The following is an 18,103-nucleotide window of genomic DNA, read 5'->3' on the forward strand; positions in this document are numbered from 1 at the left end:
CGAAGCGACGGCCTGTCCCCTACTTGGAGTTCTCCGCGATAACGAGTGCCTTAGCTCGCTCGATAGAAAGGCGAACCTTGCCGTTGGCGGCGTCGGTTACCTTGCTGGTTGAAAGAAGGGATTGAGCTGCTCCTTCATGCTCGGCGAGAGTCGTATCAGGTACTGTGAAGTTGGATACTTCTTCAGGTGAATCGACTCCGTCCACATATACCTTGCTGGTGAGGAACCAGAAGAGAAGGAACAATCCGATGATCGCAACGACGACCGGAAATGAGCTACGCGAGGGTGTGTGCGCTTGTGTCATTTTTCGAAATTAGTGGTTGTGGCCCAAACACTCGCCGATGCGTGGATCGCGAATCGGGATGATCTTAACCTTGTAATAGCTGGTCCAGTACGCCCAGAGGAGTACACCGATACCGCCGACGATAGATGCAACCAACCAGAGGATAGCCATTGGCTGATGAATGAAGTCTACCGGGTGGTGGTGTTCCTTGAGAGAAGGCAGTACGTTGAAGATGATATCGAAGAGCTGCATGAAGAGGATCCAGCATGCCATGAATACCATGCTTGGGAACTTCGTCTTGAGCGGGTACTGCAGCATGAAAAGGAACGGGAAGAGGAAGTGTCCAAAGACTAGGAACATGGATACGCCCCACCACATGCCTTCCTCACGGAAGTTGTACCAGAACGTCTCTTCAGGGATGTTACCATTCCAGATCAGGAAGTACTGGGAGAAGCTGATGTACGCCCAGAAAACCGTGAATGCGAAACAGAGAGTACTGAGGTCGTGCAAATGCTTCGTGTTGAAGACACCCTTAAGTGGCCCCTTCGCTACGAGGAATGCTGCTACGAGTACGAGAACCGCAAGCGCGGCACGCATGGAGTTGGCGAAGAACCAAACACCGAACATCGTGGAGAACCAGTGGTACTCGAGAGACATGATCCAGTCGAAACCGGCCATTGACCAAGTGAGCGCGACTACCACGAGACCACCTGCTGCGTGCTTACGGCTTGAGTAAGTGTGGTCAGCCTTGCCGTCACCATCTTGAGAGAAGGAGTTACGACGGAAAGTGCGAGCGAAGTAGATCCAAGCACCGAAGCTGATGATGGTACGCGCCCAAAAGCCGAAAGGCCCAAACTCGTTCAACCACCAAGTCTTCTTCTGGTAGAGTACGTCGTCAGCAACCTTGTGGCCGTGAACAAGCGCGTCTTCGTTCATCCAGATCCAGACTGTGCCTTGGTCTCCAGAGAAGTAGGTGATTGCGAAGAGAGGGATGAAGAGAACAGCCATCCAAGGGAGAGCTGCGAGGAAGTTCTCAGCTTGGCGGCGGATGATGGTCGACCAGTAAGCGTCGAAGATGTGGTGAATCATCACCAAGAAAAGCATACCGATGGTGATCGACGTCGTGAAAAGCATGCCGATCAGGTAGCAGAAAGAGGCCAAGCGTGAGTCGACGAACATGCCGACGAATGCAATGATCAGGCCGACGGCGCCGATCATGAGCCACTTTGTTGGGTTCGGAAGCGAAGCGTCGCGTTCTGCACTCATAGTCCTAGTCCCTCCTTTTCTGCAGGAGTCAAATCTTTGGCGGAGCCGTTAGCCGCACGCTGTAGAGCGCGAACGTAGAGAACGACATTCCAGCGGTCTTCGACCGAAAGCTTTTCCTTGTAGCCGTACATGCGTCCGCTGCGGCTACCGTTACCGATGTAGTGATAGATTTCACCGTCGCTCATGTCTGTGTAAGGAGCAGCGGTAAGGTTCGCGATCGCTGTCATTCCGAATGCTGCGGTGCGACCGTTTCCGTCGCCTGCTGCACCGTGACAAACCGCACAGTAGATGTCGTAGCGTTCTTCACCGCGCTCCATGGCGGCTTCGTTCACTTCGATCGGGAAACCATTTCCGAACGTCTCGCCCTTCTTACCAGTCGCCTTGTAGGCATCTGGCTCGAACGTTCCGCGAGCAACCGTGCCTGGAACCGGCAAACGGTCCGAACGGCCATCGGCGAAGAAAGCGCTCTTCCCCTGTGGCTCGTAGCGTGGCATGTGGTCCATGTCATCGAAGATCTCGAGCGGACGCTTTGTCGTAGTAGTGCCTCGGAATCCGAGCACGCTGATCGCCGCGATCACGACGAATGCAAATATCAGGTATACGTAGCGCATCTCGTTATTTCTCCATATCGGTAACTTCTACCGGATGCAGCCCCTCGATAAAGGAACGCGTCTTGTCTTCGTCGAACTGTGGATCTTCGGTCTCGATGTAGAGGAAGAACTTGTCGTCGGACATCTCCGCGACGTTGTCGACTTTAAGCGCCGGATGATAGTGCATCGGCAGCTTGTTTAGAATGAACATGCCCGCGATAGACGCGAAGGCCGAGAAGAGGATCGTAAGCTCGTAAGATACCGGGAACGCAAACATCGGGCTGAAGAGCGGCTTGCCGCCGATCAGGATCTTGTAGTCAAACGCGTTTGTGAAGAAGATCATGCTCATACCGGTGATGAAACCAGTGGTGCCGCCCACAATAGTGAAGCGAGGCACCCAAGAGCGCTTGAGCCCCATAGCCGCGTCCATGCCGTGAATCGGGAACGGAGTGATCACGTCCCAAGACTTGTAGCCAGCGTCCCTCACCTTTTCAGCTGCATGCATGATGTCAGCCGGGGTGTCGAACTTAGCGAGAATTCCAAATTTGTCCGCCATTTTTAGAGGAGTCGACGTTTAGAGATTAGTGGTGGTGAGGATCAGCCTTTGGTGTGACTGCCTTGATTTCCGCCATTGCCATAAGAGGCACGAAGCGAAGGAAGAGCAGGAACAGCACCGAGAAGAGGCCGAAGGTTCCGAGGTAAGTGAAGATGTCCACGACAGTTGGGCTGTAGTACCCCCAGCTCGAAGGCAGGAAGTCGCGGGACAAAGATGTTACCGTGATTACGAAACGCTCGAACCACATACCGACGTTAACGAAGAGTGAGATAACCCAAACGAGCGTCGTGTTCTCGCGGATCTTCTTAAACCAGAAGAACTGCGGGGAAATAACGTTACAGGAGATCATGATCCAGTACGCCCAAGCGTAGTTACCGAACGCGCGGTTAACGAAGGCGAAGATTTCGAACTCATTCGCGCCGTAAGCCGCGATGAAGAACTCCATTCCGTAGGCGTAACCAACCATCGTACCGGTCGCCAAGATGATCTTGGTCATACAGTCGATGTGGTACTGAGTGATGAGATCCTGCATTCCGTAAATCGCACGGAGTGGCAGCATCAGCGTGATCACCATACCGAAGCCGGAGAAGATCGCGCCCGCAACGAAGTACGGCGGGAAGATCGTGGTGTGCCAGCCTGGAACCAAGGAGATCGCGAAGTCGAAGGATACAATCGTGTGTACGGAAAGTACGAGCGGCGTAGAGAGACCTGCCAAGAGGAGGTAGAGCATTTCGTAGTTGCTCCAGTGGCGGTTGGAACCGCGCCAGCCCATTGCAACGATGCCGTATGCGATCTTGCGGAACTTGGTCTTCGCACGGTCGCGAACAGTCGCGAAGTCAGGAATCAGACCGATGTACCAGAAGAGAACGGATACAGTACCGTATGTGGATACCGCGAATACGTCCCAAAGCAGCGCCGAGCGGAAGTTCGGCCAGATGCCGTTCGCGTTCGGGAATGGGAAGAGGTAGCCCGGATAAAGAGCGAACCAGACACGACCAACGTGGAAGACCGGGAACAAGCCCGCACAGACAACCGCGAAGATCGTCATCGCTTCCGCCGCACGGTTGATCGAAGTACGCCACTTCTGTCTTAAGAGACAGAGGATCGCGGAGATCAGCGTACCGGCGTGACCGATACCGATCCAGAATACGAAGTTAACGATCGCCCAACCCCAGTTAACTGGATTGGCGAGACCCCATACACCGACACCTGTCATAGTCAGGTAAGCAAGGCCGATGAAGGTGAAGCTCGCGGTAGCGCAAGCGATGATGAAGCACACCCACCACCAGGTAGGAGTCTTCTCTTCAATGATCCCGCATACCTTTTCGGTGATCCAGTTGAAGGAACGGTCGTTGTCCACGCAAACGGGGCGCGGGATGTCGACCGGATTCACCTCATCGAGAATCGCGGGTCTCACTTCTTGAGAGTGGGAGCTAGCCATTAGTGGTGTCCTCCTTCGCTGTCAGAATGGGAGTCATGGGAATCGTGCTTAGCAGCTTTCGGTGCCTTCGCCTTATACTCTTTCTTAGAGAGTGGCATATCGTGGTAGTCCGGCATCGCAGGATTTGGATTGCGAACGCGGGCCATGAAGGTGGTACGTGGACGGGTGTTCAAGTAACCGAGAAGCGAATACGTACGCTCGTTTTCACGAAGCTCTGAAACGCGGCTCTTTGGATCCTTGAGGTCGCCGAATACGATCGCATCCGTTGGGCAAGACTGCTCACAGGCAACCTTGATGGTGCCATCCTTTACGCGAACGTCGTCGCTGTCGCCGGCCTTAGCCTGCTGAGCGATCTTTGCCTGGTTGATACGTTGTACACAGAAAGTACACTTTTCCATCACGCCGCGCATACGCACGGATACGTCTGGATTTTGCGCCATTTGAACGAGCTCTGGCATGCCCTTTGGAGCGAGTGGCCCCATGTAGAGCTTGTCGAGCTGGCGTTGCTGGTAATCGAAGAAGTTGAAGCGGCGAACCTTATAAGGACAGTTGTTCGCGCAGTAACGAGTACCGATACAACGGTTGTACGCCATAGCGTTGAGGCCTTCCTCGTCGTGAACTGTCGCGTTAACTGGGCAAACAGTTTCACAAGGAGCAGTCTCACACTGCATACAAGCGATTGGCTGGAGAGAAACTTGTGGGTCTTCTGGGATCTCGGTGTTGTCCTTAGAACCAGAAGAGAAGTAGCGGTCCAAGCGAATCCAGTGCATCTCACGACCACGGCGAACCTGGTCACGACCTACTATTGGAATGTTATTTTCGCTTTGGCAGGCGATCACGCAGGAGTTACAGCCCGTACAAACGTTGAGGTCGATGCTCATGCCCCACTGATGAACGCCAGTCAGGTCAGGGTGTTCGTACATCGATCCGCCACGAGGCGTCTCGGTGATTTTCTGCTGAGTTGGCATGTCCGCATCCGCGCCGTAGATGGCTGGGGAGTGAGACTCCATACCCATGTGGTCAACCCATGTCGGGTCCTTCTGGTAATCGTCGAGGTTCGTTTCACGAACGATCGCGCGACCTTCCATTGACCAGTGCTCTTGCGTTTCAGCGAGCTGGTACTCTTGACCAGTGAGAGCGAGGGATGCGTTCGCGAGGAACGCGGAAGCAGAGCGGATCGCGTAAGCGCTGAATCCAGAAGCGGAACCAACACGGCCCGTCTTCGTGCGACCGTAACCGAGCGGAAGAACAACTGTGTAGCTGTCGAGACCTGGCTGGATGTGGATCGCGCCAGTAACTTCGCGGCCATCAACTGTGATCGTAGCAACCTTAGCGAACTGAGCGCCGTCGCGAACCTTGTTCGGGTTCTTGCGAGCAACCTGGATCGCAGAATCCGCAGCGACGATATCGAGATCCTTAGCAAGCGCCGGGCTGATGATGATCGCGTTGTCCCAAGTGAGCTTAGTCATTGGGTCCGGACATTCCTGCAACCAACCGTTGTTGATGTAACGGCCATCATCGACAGTCGCATCGTTGAGGAAGCGAACTTCGAGATTGTCCTTGCTGGTCGGAGCTGCCGGAGCAGTGAAGCCCTTGAGCAGATCAGCGAGCTCTAGACCAGAAACATTGCTATTTGAAGTCTTGTAGCCTGCTTCAACGAAACCGGTGTTGAGGTAAGCTTCGAAGGCACGCTTGCCACCATTTCCGTTGTCGGACTGGAAGGTTGCGTAAACTTGGCTGTATCCATCCGAATTGGCTTCACCCACGAGGCGAGCGAGTACTTCGATTTCGGATACACCGTCGAAGAGTGGAAGGATCATTGGCTGCTGAGCAACCACGTCACCACCGTAAGTGCGGCCGTCACCCCAAGACTCAAGGAAGTGAGCTTGGAGGATGTGGTAGCTAGCCTTCTCAGAAGTTTCGTCGTTGTAGTAACCAACACGGATAACCTCCCCTACCTTGCCGATGAGTTCTGCGAAATCGAGATCGGCTGGAGCATTGTAAACTGGGTTACCACCGAGAACCACAAGTGACTCAACTGAACCAGCTTTGATGCTGTCAGCGAGGTCGCGGATGGAAGCGGTTTTGCCGTTATCAACGGAAACGAGAGAAACAGTCTTCTTCAGGTTGCCGAGCTTCTCATTGACCAAGAGGCCGAGAGCGTGGGCTTCTGGAGAGAGGTGCTGGCCAACAAAGACGAGGCTTTCACCCTTATGGCTTGCGAGGTCTTCCGCACACTTCGCTGCCCATTCCTTAGTTGCCGCGTCAAGCTTACCAGCGAGCGGGTTAAGGACTGGCTTGAGAGCGTTGCCTTCAACACCGAGGTTGATTTCAAGAGCAACAGCAGCGAGGAAGGAAACCATCTGGCTCGAAGCGAGACGCTTGCGGTGGTCCGCCATAGCGCCAGTGAGCGAGAAGTTACTCTCTACAGAGTAGAGGCGGTTCATGTCTTCCTTGCTGGAACGGATACGACGTCCGTCCGCGAACTGCTTGGAGAACTGAACAGCACCTTGCTCCTCGTCGAGGAAGTCAGCGTCAACCGCGAGGATGCGGGATGCCTTAGTCAGGTCGTACTTCGGCTGAAGCGTGTCGTTGCCGGTTACTTTAGCGGCAGCGATGCCAGCGTTGGTAGCGTCGATCGCGTCGTACTCAGCCCAAGTCGCTTGCGGAAAGGCTTTGAGGAAAGCCTTCTTGAGGCGGAGGCGAGTCGGCGAAGAAGAGCTTTCAGCGAGAATCGCAACGCCCTTACCATTAGAAGCCGCGTACTTCTTATTGAGGCTCGCGAGCAGATCATTGACGTCTGCGTTCGAAATTTTGGCAGTTCCCTTCGTGTGAGCTGAAGCACGGTCAGGATCGTAGAGGTCGAGAATCGCAGCCTGCGCTTTACGAGTCGTGCCACCTTTGTAACCCTTATGATCGTCGTTACCTTCGATCTTTGTTGGGCGACCGGTGTGGGTCTCAACGAGAAGCGGAAGCGTTTCGCCGCGAAGCGGGAAACCGGTCGCGTAGTAAAGAGCTTGGCCAGGAATCTGGTGCTCCGGCATCTTGGAGTGCGGGAGAATGTGAGACTCCGGACGACGGCAACCGGCGAAACCGAGACCGCCAATCGCAAAGGATGCCGCCATGATCTTGAAGAAGTGGCGACGATCCACTTCGTTCATCTCGGAAGCTTCCGGTCCAAACTCGCGCTCTACTTGGGCGAGGAATTCAGGAGATTGCGACAGATCGTCGAGGCTACGCCAATAGCGCGGGCCTGACAATTCCGCTTCTGGGTGTGTGTAAGGTGCGCGTTTCATCGGTGGCAGCCTGTGCAGCTTTCTGGAGGAGTGATGTTGCGTTCTTCAACAAACATGTGGCCGTCCTTGATCTGGCCCTGCTTGCCGCCTGGGTGCTCCCAGTCGAGATCGAAGACCTTGTCGATAGGACGAAGGACTTCTTCTGGGTGACGGTGACAGTCGAGACACCAGCTCATGCTCATCGGCTCGGCGTGGGAAACGACTTCCATTTCGTCGACTCGACCGTGACATTCCACACAGGAAACGCCGCGGTTCACGTGAGCTTGGTGGCTGAAGTAGACGTAGTCGGGCACCTCGTGCACACGCTCCCACGCAACCGGCTCGCCTGTCGCGTAGCTCTCGCGGATCGGAGCCAGCAACGGGCTGTCCGTCTTGATCATGCTGTGACACTTCATACATGTGTCCGCAGCAGGGATGTTTGCGACGTCGGACTGATCGACCTTATCGTGACAGTAACGGCAATCGAGACCGAGCTCGTTCACGTGGAAACTGTGGTCGTAAGGGACCGGCTGAGTCGGCTCATAGCCGACGCGCACATACTTCGGCGTCACATAATAGGTGATGCCAGCGAGGAGCGTAGTCACGAAGACGAAGACAAAAACAACGATCTTCAGTGGCAACGCGTTCGTCCACTTGGGAAACACTTTAGACATAGCGGAAAATGGTTTGCCCTTCCTTGTAAGGGAAAGTCGTTAGGCGAAACGCGAGTCCTCTCGGTTAACCGAGCGAGGATCCTGCCGCAGCTTTATATTAGAGGCGGACTCTGGAGTCGCGCTCTTGGACCTATTAGCCTGGCTGCGAGCCAGTATTTTAGGCAATGCGATTACGCCGGCCACGACGGCCGCGATCGCAAGCAGAAACGATTTGCGGGAATTTTCGGAACTCACTGAGCAGAAGGTTAGGCGTTAGAGGAAAACGGAGTGAAAGAGACAAAAATCGAAAAGCAAATAAAATGTTGGGCGCTTTGTTTGCCAAAGAATCGGTTATTAGATCACGCGCACCCCATTAGTCGCGTTTCTAATAGCCATGAACGCCACACATGCAAATCAATCGACGAAAAGGCCATCTTCCATGCGGAGGATGCGGTCGCAGCGCTCAGCAAGGTCGGGATTGTGCGTAACAATCAACACAGCCTGCTGATGCTCCTTAGCCAGACGGGTAAGCAGATCGAATACCATCATCGAGTTTTTAACATCGAGATTACCAGTCGGTTCGTCCGCTAGAAGCACGCTTGGCCGATTCGCCAACGCCCTGGCGATCGCCACCCGTTGCTGCTCTCCACCGGAAAGCTGCGATGGACGTCGGCCCGTCTTCTCACCAAGCCCTACCTGCCCCAGCAACTCCGTGGCGCGAGAGACCATTTCCTCCTCGGAGAGCTGCCCGAGCTTACGCATCGGCAACATCACATTCTCGAGCGCGGTAAACTCAGGAAGCAGAAAGTGAAACTGGAAAACGAAGCCGATATGCTCGCAGCGAATATCCGTATGCGTGCCATCTCGATCGCGAGGCACATCTTCGCCGCAAACGGAAATGCTTCCATCATCCTGCCAATCGAGCAGTCCTAGAAGATAAAGCAACGTACTCTTCCCGCAGCCAGACGGCCCCACCACAGCGGAGACTTCAGATCGGTGCAGATCGAGATCAACCCCCTTGAGCACATGCACCCGCGTCTCCCCTTCACCGAGGTACTTTTGCAGACCACGGCAAGACATCGCCACTTCCGTTGAAACAGCCGAATCGCTCATGAGGCAGTCCCCCGAATCACATCGCCCGGCACGAGACGGGCCGCGCGGCGAGCAGGAGCTAAACTCGCCACCATCACTATAATAACAGCGGTCACGGCCGCCCAGAAGTAGTGCATCGCCGACCACTCGACGACATAGCTATCGGTCGAGAAAATCCCGCGTACGCGCAGCGGCAAATTCGACACTCCCCAAGTCACGGCGGCCCCGAGTGCAAAACCAAACATAATCCCAAACACCAACACGATCCCGCCCTGCCAAAGGAAGATCGCCGAAATGTCCGCCCGGCTGTAGCCCATCGAACGCAAGATCGCTATCTCTCGGGTCTTCTCCATAACAATCATCACCAAGGTATTAAACATCCCGAGGCCAGAAATGAAGATGATGGTCGAAACCGTTATCACCGCCGATACCTGCAAAGCCTTGAACACGTCGAGCCAGACCTTCTCCCGGTCCTGCCAGGGTGCTGCCGAGTGATTCGTCATATTCTCGATCACGACCGAATCATACTCAGCACGATCGCGATCGAACACGCTTACCTGCACGAAGCTGACTCCGTGCGGCTTCTTCAAAAGCGAACGAGCCTGGTCGAGATGCATGAAAATACGCACCCGATCGATATCTGATACTCCAGTTTCGTACACCCCGCTCACTTGATAACGGTTCTGATCCCCACGGTTCTCTATTATAATAGAGTCACCCACCCTCGCCTGAAGACGATCGGCTAATTTTCGGCCAATCAAAATCCCCGTCGGGGTCGACCGGAACTCTTCGATACTACCAAAAACGATCTGATCCTCGAGATCGGAAACCGATATGTGGTCATTAAGCACAATACCGTAAACTTGGGCCGACTCTGAACGAAGCGGGCTCTGCACCAAAACCCTCCCCTTTAAAACCGAGGAAGTAGACGCGATGTTGTCCATGGTGCGAAGAGCGTCGATAATCTCATCCGGATACTCCACGCCTTCGACATAACGCCGGTTTCCTCGGTCAGCCACGAAGAACTTGGATCCGGAGGTCGTACTCGAAGCCGCCTCGACATGAGCGAGCGTATTCTGAAACCGATCCTCAATTCGGATTGCTCCGTCCGTCCCCAAAATGGTTCGGATAAAAAACTCCTCGAACCCACTCAACTGAGCCTGCGTCACGATAAAAAAACCGACGCCAAACGCGATGCCGCAAAGGCTCATCAACAGGGAGCGCTTCTTCGCTATCAAAAACCGGATCGCTATCTGAATATTGGGAGTCATCGAAAGGGACGGCCAACCTAGGCAACTTTGTTCCGAGCATTCAACTACAACTTTCGCCGATCTCAGATCAACTCAGCTACCGCGCTCCTTAAAGTATTCAACGCACGGATATCCCTAGCCCGACAAACTCCCGCTAAGCTGAAACACCGCCGAAATGATCCCCAGAGCCACAAGCCCCACGAAAATAAAGACGAAGACCAACACCCCCACCGACATCACTCCGATGAAAGACTTGATCGCCTTGTCCACTCGATCCGAATACTGACGCGAAAGCTGCTTCAGCCCCGGCACCACGTTACCCGTGTTTTCGCCAACCGTAAAAATATCCAAAGCCATGCCATCGAAGTAGCCCGTCCCCTTGAACGCGCCCGACAGAGATGACCCTTCCGTCACCTTGCCCCGCGCATCGACGAAGCGCTCGCGCATCGCATGGTTCGTCAGCGAACGCTCCGACATGTGCAAAGACTGGACCATGGTGATCCCATTCTCCAGCAGAAGCGACAAGACCTGAGTCAAACGCAACACCTGCACATCCCTGATAAAGTTGCCCAGCATCGTGATCCGAAGCGTCAACTCGTCAAACTTGAGCCGTCCCGCCGCAGTAGCCCTCCAAGACATCGTCGCCACAACACCCCCGACAACCACCAAAGCCACGATCCAACCATAGGACAAAGCCCACGTCGCCAAGCCAATCAGCAACTTTGTCGACCACGGCAAATTTCCGCCGAGAGAAGTCAGCAATCCCTCGATTCGCGGCAGCAGAAAAAACAGAAACATCAACACGAGCCCAAAGGCCACAAACATCAAAAACGCCGGGTACGCCATCGCCGCGCTTAGCTTCGCTTTGATCGCCTTCGTCTCCTCGAGGTTCACAACCAGACGTCCCAAAACATTATTGAGATTACCCGTCGCCTCCCCGGCCTCGATCAAACTCACCATACTGTCGTCGAAAACCTTATCCTGCTTCCGACACGCCTCCGACAAAGAACGCCCTTGCCTCACATCATCCCAAAGCACCGTCGCGAGGTGCTTCTGAGAACGATCGTTCAAACGAGAGCTCATCAACTGCAGGGCATCTCCAGCCTGCACCCCACACGCCAACAATTCCTTCAAGGCAGTCAAAAACGGAAGCGTCACCTTGCTATCAAGTTTCACGGCACCCCTGCCCGCTCCGATCGAAAACAAGCCCTCAAACGGATTCGATTTGCCGCCCCCCGTCTCGCTTCCGCTCTCGCTTACCGAAACCGGACGCAGCTTCTGAGCGCTCAATTTCTGCAGAGCATGCTTTCGCGAAGTCGCCTCGATCTCCCCTCGTGTCGACGCCCCCGACGCGTCCCTCGCACTGTATTTAAAAGTAGGCACCTGACTATTCGCCTTCCTTAACTGAAATCGTACGCACCACCTCTTCCAAGGTCGTCAACTTACGATCCACCAAATTCCAACCGGAACGCCCCAGCGTAACCATGCCTGCCTCCAGCCCAAGCCCACGGATAACCGGAGCCGCCTCTCGACGCACAATCGGATCGTGCATCTTCTCAGTCATGCGGAGGATTTCGTAAATCCCGATACGTCCCTTGTATCCAATTCCCCTACACGTCTCACAGCCGACCGATTCCGGAAGCTGCGTTACCCCCGCCCCAACCGACGGATCCAAGTCCAGAACCTTCAAAGCATCCTCGACCTCCGACGGTTCAGCAGCGCGCATCGTCATGCAGGACGGACAGGCCCGACGCAGCAACCGCTGAGCGATCACCATCTCCACAGACGAAGCGATCAAGAACGGCTCAACTCCCATATCGATCAAACGCGTGATCGCGCCCGCCGCGTCGTTCGTATGCAGAGTCGAGAAAACCAAGTGACCCGTGAGAGACGCTTGCACCGCGATCTCCGCAGTTTCGCGGTCACGAATTTCGCCCACCATGATCACGTTCGGATCCTGACGCAAAACGTGACGCAACGCCTCCGCAAAACCAAAGCCAATATCCGGTTTCACCTGAATCTGGTTCACGCCGGCCACCTCGTACTCAATCGGATCCTCCACCGTGATGATACGTCGATCCTCGGAATTGATCGAACGGATAAACGCATTCAAAGAGGTCGACTTACCGGAGCCCGTTGGCCCAGTTACCAAAATGATCCCGTGCGGCAGATTCAACACGCGGTCAACGATCCCCGTATCCCGCTCAGACATACCGAGCTGCGCCATACTGAGAGGCTTATCCTTCTTATTGAGGAGACGCAAACTGATGCTTTCCCCATACATCACCGGCATTGTCGAAAGACGAATATCCAGCGTTGTCGACCCCACCTTGTGATTAATACGGCCATCTTGAGGCAAGCGACGCTCCGAAATATTCAGCTTCGCCATGATCTTCAGACGCGAAACAATCGCGTCCTGAAAGCGTCTCAAGTTTTCGGGCACAGGAACAGGCACAAGCAAGCCATCGATTCGATAGCGGATTCGGAGGTAATCCTCCATCGGCTCGAAATGGATATCCGTCGCCCCACCAGTAATCGCCTGATTGAAGACTTCATTTACAAAGCGAATGATCGCCGCGTCCTCATCCTCTTCCTCTTCGACCTGATCAGCAGCAAGCTCAGCTTCCAACTCAAACGAGTCATCCAAACTCTCCGCGCCAACACCAAGGTTTTGCGTAATGAAATTAGAAATACGCTCCGGATGAGCGATCACCCACTCAGGACGCTCGCCGCAAGCAGCAAAAACCCAATCGTCCATCTCCGGCGTCACCGGCCACGCAGTCGCCAAAACAAACGGTTGCTCAGCAGACTCGTCGTCCACGTCCGAATCCAATGAACGAATCGGCACGCAATGAAACTCATGCAAAATCCGCACCGGCACGCGTTGTAAAGCCTGCAGATCGAATCGGCTGTCTTCGATCTTCGAAACGCAACACCACTGAGCAAGCTCACCCACGAGCTCGATTAAGCTGCGCCCCGCATAGCTCGCCACCTTATCGAGGCGTTCACCCCGCCGAGCAGCAGCGATATCCTCAAGCTGCTCTTCTGTCAGACCAAACCGACTCTCAAAAACCGTATCTGCAACCTGCATACTCGTCTAGTTTCCTGTGTTACGATTACGCTCTTCCAATTGCTGACGTCGCTCCGCGCGCCGCCGACGGATCTCCTCCGCGACACGCTGAATCCGTGCCCGAGCTTCTTCATCCGACTCAACTCGCTCCCCAGGACGTCGCCCCGGCGTAGCCGTCGCAGCCGCCGTTGCAGCCTGAACAGGAGGAACCTTTTTCGGTGCGATCTTCAACGACTCGATCTTCACCTTGTTCAAGGAGAGCTTTTTCGAAACGCCCCCCTGCGCAATCACCACAGTTTCACTCTCCGGGTCAAACCGACTAAACGAAACGCCAAACTCCCCGATCTTGTCTTCGTCCACCCAGATATTCCGCTTCGCTTTCGTATCATACAGGCTGATACGCACTCGATCCCCAATTTCCATGATCCCATTAAATTGAAACCCATCGAGCGTAGTAACCGGAGGCGGGGCGACTTCGACGCTAGCAGCCGAACTCCTAGAAGGAGTCTTAAACGGACTATCACTATCCTGAGCCTTCAACGGAACGACACACAAGGTTGCCGAAAGAATCAATAATCGTCCTACCATCGGATTACCTCCTATTAACGTTTCCCTTTCGGAGAGACCCCCTTCGAATCGTCTCCTTCTAAAGATTGGATCGCTTCATCATCCTCAAAGCGCCCATCGATATCCAAACGCCCGTCTTCAATCACACGATCAATCGAAGGAGCAGCCTTTAGACGACTCTTAACATCAACAGCATCTCGGTACACATCATCCGTTGAACGGACTACGATCGGGCGAATGAAAACCATAAGTTCCGACTTCCGTCCCCCATCGCGCTCGTTCGAGAACAGACCTCCCAGCACTGGTACTTGACCGAAGATACCGAGCTTTCTCTTTTCTTTGGTGACGTTCACACGCTGTAAACCTCCCAACACAACCAACTCCCCGCTCGCCACGCTCACGTAAGAAGTCGCTTCACGGCGACCGATGACCGGCTGTTCATTGTTATCGATTTCAACCGTCTCGCCAGTCACCTCATCAATCTGCTGGCTGATCTCCAATTGCACCACATCGTTCGGCCCAATCAGAGGCGTAACCGTCAGAGTGATACCGATATCCTGATACTGGATAGAAGAGCGAACATTGTCGCTGATCGAAGACACCTGAGAACCCGTGATAATCGGCCGCGACTCGCCAACCGTGATCGAAGCCTCCTTGTTGTGAGTCGTCGTCAACGTCGGCTGAGAAACGATCCTGACATTAGAATTCGAACGAGCAGTATCCAAAATCGTAGAGATCGTAATATTAGTCAGCTCTCCGTCCGTAAACTGCAACGACCCATCACTCAGCTCCAAACCAAGAAACTTGGTATTCAAAGTTACCGTTCCATTCCCATCTGTATCCCCGTCATATCCGGCCGCAAACGCATCAAGGCCACGCGTTAGACCATCGTTCTCGTTCAGGTTAACCTCCGTAATAACAACTTCGATACGAACCTGAGCCAACAACACGTCGATATCGGCGACCAAAGCCCCCATCAGATCGAGGTCGCTCCGAGTGCCAGAAATCACCAAGGAATTACTTCTCTCATCAGCCAAGATCGTCATGAACGTGCTGAACTGGCTATCCCGGTCCTCGGCTGAAGAACTTGAGCTGGCAAAGGTCGCTTGTACCGGAGCGGCATTAGGCTGGTTCGCATTTCTAAAGGTGGCCCGCCCTGCTGAAGTCCCTCGATCCCGGGCATTCGCCGAGTTCGTACGACTATTTGTCCGGTCATTCGTGTCAGAACTCGTCCTATTCGACACGAACTGGCTCAACAAACTTGCAACCTCCGTAGCGTCAGCATGCTTGAGCGGAATCACTTCGATCCGGGTAGACGGGTCCGCCTTGATATCCAGTTTCTGGATAATGTCCTCAAAAAACTGCAAGTTGCTTGGAGCAGTCATAATGATGATCTGATTGGTACGATCATCAGCCGAGATCGCAGTTCCAGATCCAAACAGAATCTCATTGATCGATCCGCCTTCCCGCTCGCTCGAAACGTTATTCGCGACCGGAGGAGCGTCAGCCCCACCACTACGATTATTGTTCTGATTTCTGCCGCCACCCGGATTGTTTGCGGTGTTGTTCGTGTCGCCAAATCGACTACGAGCATCCTCGATCATCTGCTGAATTTGCTGAGCAACCTCGCTCGCTTGAGCAAACTGTAGCGTGTAGAAGGTTGGCTCGATATTCAGACGCGAGGGCTTATCCACCTCACCCACCACGTATTCGAGACGCTGCAAGTTGCTGATCGTGTCCGTCACGATCACAGCATTCGAATTCTGAAACGGAATGATCGTGCTGAAACCTGGACTAAGGAACGGCGTGATCTGCTGCTGAAAGGTTTGCGAATCCAAATGTTGGAGACGGAAGAGCTTACTTACGATCTTACCGCTCGGATCGCGCTGGGCGAGACTGTCAGTCACGAGTTCAGGCGCTTCAGTCCGGATCTCGCTCAACGGCACGACCTTCAAGAACCGCTCGCCCAAAGGAGAGATGCCGATGTCGTTCAAACTCAGCAAACTTTCGAGAGCCAGAACAAGCTCGCCGACAGTAATCTCCCCGCCACTATCAAAGGTGATCTTTGGCGTCGGCAACGCCTGCGGGCGCAAAATCGAACGCCCCGTCATCTCCGAAAGGATGGTCAGCACGCCTTCAAGCTCCTGGTCTACAACCTTGTAATTGCTAACGACCTCGTCCGGGTCCCGAGCCTCCAATTTCTTGCTCTCTGATTGAGCGAACGAAGTTGTAGTCAACCCACAGGCCAACACAAGAAAGGCTATCTTTGTCTTAAGCACCCAGTTTCTCATTTTGTGTATTCAATTGACTTAAAAACGTAGCGAACGTCCAAGAAGTTATCATCCCGAGCTTGGGCCTGGATGACGATTCGCTCGAGACTGAGAAAGGGGAGTTCAGTCTTTATCGTTTGTGTGAAGCTTTTGATTTTTTGGTACGTCGATTTTTGTACGACGAGTTGGAATGTATGAAAATTCAGGTCCGCCCCGGCTTCGGTCCGAGCTTCTCCCAAATCGAAAGAAGAAAAGCCTGAACGCCGCACTAGCGCGTCCACCTGAGCCCGCACCTCGTCCCGACTCGGGAGAGACGCAAGATCGATGGCGGAAATCTGATCTTGATAGGTCGAACGGATGTTAGGCCCCTCGCTCAACTCCAGTTCCTGCATTTGCTCGGTACGCCGCACATTGTCATGCTTCGCCCCCAATGCCGAATGCCGGTCCATCTGCCAAGAGAACCAGATGAACACCAGAGCCAAAACAAAGAGCAAAGCCAGCCCCTTCTCCCGCATGGAGAGCTTAAAGAATACCCGACGCGCTTTCAGAATTCCTGCCGAAAGGCGGGCGTTTAAAGATACATCCTGCTTAGCCATTATCGCTCACCTCCGCTAGCTCAAAGAATGCCCCAAACCGAAACCGAATCGTCGTCGTAAAGGTAGATCCCGAAGGATTGTTCACCTGCTTTGAAAGCTCGACCGACTCCACCTTTTCAAAACGCTCCAAACGTTTCTTGAATTCCGTCACCTGAGTCTGGCTCGCCGCCTTGGCATCAATAATCAGAACGTCAGGGCCATCCGTTTCAAACTTCCTGTATACGATATTCGGATACTGCTGAAGAGGATACAAGGCCTCGATCATTTTAAAGGGAACCAGATTCGACTCCTGAAAGTCCCGCAGAGCCACTGTCGTATTTCTCAACTCCGAGATCTCAAACACTTCGGGCTCATTGTCAGCAACCCCTGTCTCGCGCAAAGAGAGGTACGCGCGACTCCCTCCCCAATACAGTTCCCCAAGCAACAAAAGCGCGACACCTGCCGCAAGCCCGCCAATCGCCTTCCAAAGAAAACCGTTCTGACGCTCGTCACGCTTCGCTTGGGCAACCATTTCCGGATCCCGCAAATCTGCCTTCCAGATCTCATTTCGAGAAAACTCCGTGCGAGCAGCAGGGCTTTCGCTACTGTCCACCGCGCCAAACCAAGCGGATTGCCCAACCCACTTCGCGTCCGTATTGGCGTACCAAATACGCGTTTTCGAAAAACCGAATCGCTCCTTAGCATTCGCCGCAAACGCATCCACCTGGCGATTCAACGAAGGAGCCTCACCTTCCTCGTTTTCGAGCACCCGCGCCTCCGCGTAGAAGCGAGACGGCAACTCGGAATCCTTATCGAACTCCAGAGCAACCAGCGAACGCTCGGTCACCAAGACAAGGCCCGCATCCCCGTCTTTAACCGACCGATGCAGTCCGATTATGAAATCCGGCAACACCGCATCGATCCGACGCCAGCCGCTCTGATCCACCTTCTCGAAACGGCGACGATACGCGGCAAACAAAAAGGCATAGCGCCCAGACTCGTCCAGCTGGTAGCCGTAATGGAGATGATCCAAAGGAAACGGTGACAAGTTCTCGAGCTCGAGAAACACGAAGCCTTCCTCTTCTCCTCTTTCGAGATCAGAAGGGATTTCGATCCGCCGGCAAAAGAACCAATGGCCAGGAGCCATAAAGGCATCTAGCTCATACGCTTGGGCTTTGGGTTTAATTTTGGAGAGGACAGACACTTACTGCAAAA

At 54.1% G+C, this 18,103-nt stretch carries 15 protein-coding genes; all 15 read right to left on the bottom strand.

All coding sequences use genetic code 11. The features are described from left to right. Window positions 1-19: 19 nt before the first annotated feature. The 15 genes from JIN87_RS14260 to JIN87_RS14330 all read right to left on the bottom strand — a co-directional run bounded on the left by JIN87_RS14260 (window position 20) and on the right by JIN87_RS14330 (window position 18,092). Window positions 20-304, bottom strand: a complete 285-nt coding sequence (locus JIN87_RS14260; RefSeq protein WP_200356252.1) for a hypothetical protein — start codon at window positions 302-304, stop codon at window positions 20-22. Window positions 305-313: 9 nt separating this feature from the next. Continuing rightward, on the bottom strand, window positions 314-1,549 hold the full coding sequence (locus JIN87_RS14265) for a hypothetical protein (RefSeq protein WP_200356253.1): 1,236 nt from the start codon (window positions 1,547-1,549) through the stop codon (window positions 314-316). Then, window positions 1,546-2,160 carry a c-type cytochrome gene (locus JIN87_RS14270; RefSeq protein WP_200356254.1) on the bottom strand — a complete coding sequence of 205 codons (615 nt, stop codon included), beginning with the start codon at window positions 2,158-2,160 and terminating at the stop codon, window positions 1,546-1,548. The genes JIN87_RS14265 and JIN87_RS14270 overlap by 4 nt, the downstream gene beginning before the upstream one ends. A 4-nt stretch (window positions 2,161-2,164) precedes the next feature. Then, on the bottom strand, window positions 2,165-2,695 hold the full coding sequence (locus JIN87_RS14275) for a DUF3341 domain-containing protein (RefSeq protein WP_200356255.1): 531 nt from the start codon (window positions 2,693-2,695) through the stop codon (window positions 2,165-2,167). A gap of 25 nt (window positions 2,696-2,720) precedes the next feature. Then, window positions 2,721-4,136, bottom strand: coding sequence for an NrfD/PsrC family molybdoenzyme membrane anchor subunit (gene nrfD, locus JIN87_RS14280; protein WP_200356256.1), 1,416 nt, complete (start codon window positions 4,134-4,136; stop codon window positions 2,721-2,723). After that, window positions 4,136-7,432: a TAT-variant-translocated molybdopterin oxidoreductase gene (locus JIN87_RS14285; RefSeq protein ID WP_200356257.1), complete on the bottom strand. Its 3,297-nt coding sequence runs from the start codon at window positions 7,430-7,432 to the stop codon at window positions 4,136-4,138. Before JIN87_RS14285 ends, nrfD begins: the two co-directional genes overlap by 1 nt. Continuing rightward, the gene (locus JIN87_RS14290; RefSeq protein ID WP_200356258.1) at window positions 7,429-8,085 is read right to left on the bottom strand and encodes a cytochrome c3 family protein; all 657 of its coding nucleotides are present in this window, start codon (window positions 8,083-8,085) and stop codon (window positions 7,429-7,431) included. The genes JIN87_RS14285 and JIN87_RS14290 overlap by 4 nt, the downstream gene beginning before the upstream one ends. Before the next feature lie 393 nt (window positions 8,086-8,478). Then, window positions 8,479-9,177, bottom strand: coding sequence for an ABC transporter ATP-binding protein (locus JIN87_RS14295; protein WP_200356259.1), 699 nt, complete (start codon window positions 9,175-9,177; stop codon window positions 8,479-8,481). After that, complete coding sequence (locus JIN87_RS14300) at window positions 9,174-10,427, bottom strand: ABC transporter permease (RefSeq protein ID WP_200356260.1); 1,254 nt, start codon at window positions 10,425-10,427, stop codon at window positions 9,174-9,176. The genes JIN87_RS14295 and JIN87_RS14300 overlap by 4 nt, the downstream gene beginning before the upstream one ends. 114 nt (window positions 10,428-10,541) lie before the next feature. Further along, on the bottom strand, window positions 10,542-11,789 hold the full coding sequence (locus JIN87_RS14305; protein ID WP_200356261.1) for a type II secretion system F family protein: 1,248 nt from the start codon (window positions 11,787-11,789) through the stop codon (window positions 10,542-10,544). 4 nt (window positions 11,790-11,793) lie between these two features. Next, window positions 11,794-13,497, bottom strand: coding sequence for a GspE/PulE family protein (locus JIN87_RS14310; RefSeq protein WP_200356262.1), 1,704 nt, complete (start codon window positions 13,495-13,497; stop codon window positions 11,794-11,796). 6 nt (window positions 13,498-13,503) lie between these two features. Continuing rightward, on the bottom strand, window positions 13,504-14,064 hold the full coding sequence (locus JIN87_RS14315) for a hypothetical protein (protein ID WP_200356263.1): 561 nt from the start codon (window positions 14,062-14,064) through the stop codon (window positions 13,504-13,506). A 14-nt stretch (window positions 14,065-14,078) separates the two neighbouring features. Further along, entirely contained in the window at window positions 14,079-16,334 is a 2,256-nt protein-coding gene (locus tag JIN87_RS14320) for a secretin N-terminal domain-containing protein (RefSeq protein ID WP_200356264.1), read from the bottom strand. Continuing rightward, window positions 16,331-16,909 (bottom strand): hypothetical protein, encoded by a 579-nt coding sequence (locus JIN87_RS14325; RefSeq protein WP_200356265.1) that lies wholly within the window; start codon window positions 16,907-16,909, stop codon window positions 16,331-16,333. The genes JIN87_RS14320 and JIN87_RS14325 overlap by 4 nt, the downstream gene beginning before the upstream one ends. Further along, window positions 16,902-18,092 carry a hypothetical protein gene (locus tag JIN87_RS14330; protein WP_200356266.1) on the bottom strand — a complete coding sequence of 397 codons (1,191 nt, stop codon included), beginning with the start codon at window positions 18,090-18,092 and terminating at the stop codon, window positions 16,902-16,904. The genes JIN87_RS14325 and JIN87_RS14330 overlap by 8 nt, the downstream gene beginning before the upstream one ends. Between the last annotated feature and the right edge of the window lie 11 nt (window positions 18,093-18,103).

Source organism: Pelagicoccus mobilis (assembly GCF_016595505.1).
Lineage (GTDB): Bacteria > Verrucomicrobiota > Verrucomicrobiia > Opitutales > Opitutaceae > Pelagicoccus > Pelagicoccus mobilis.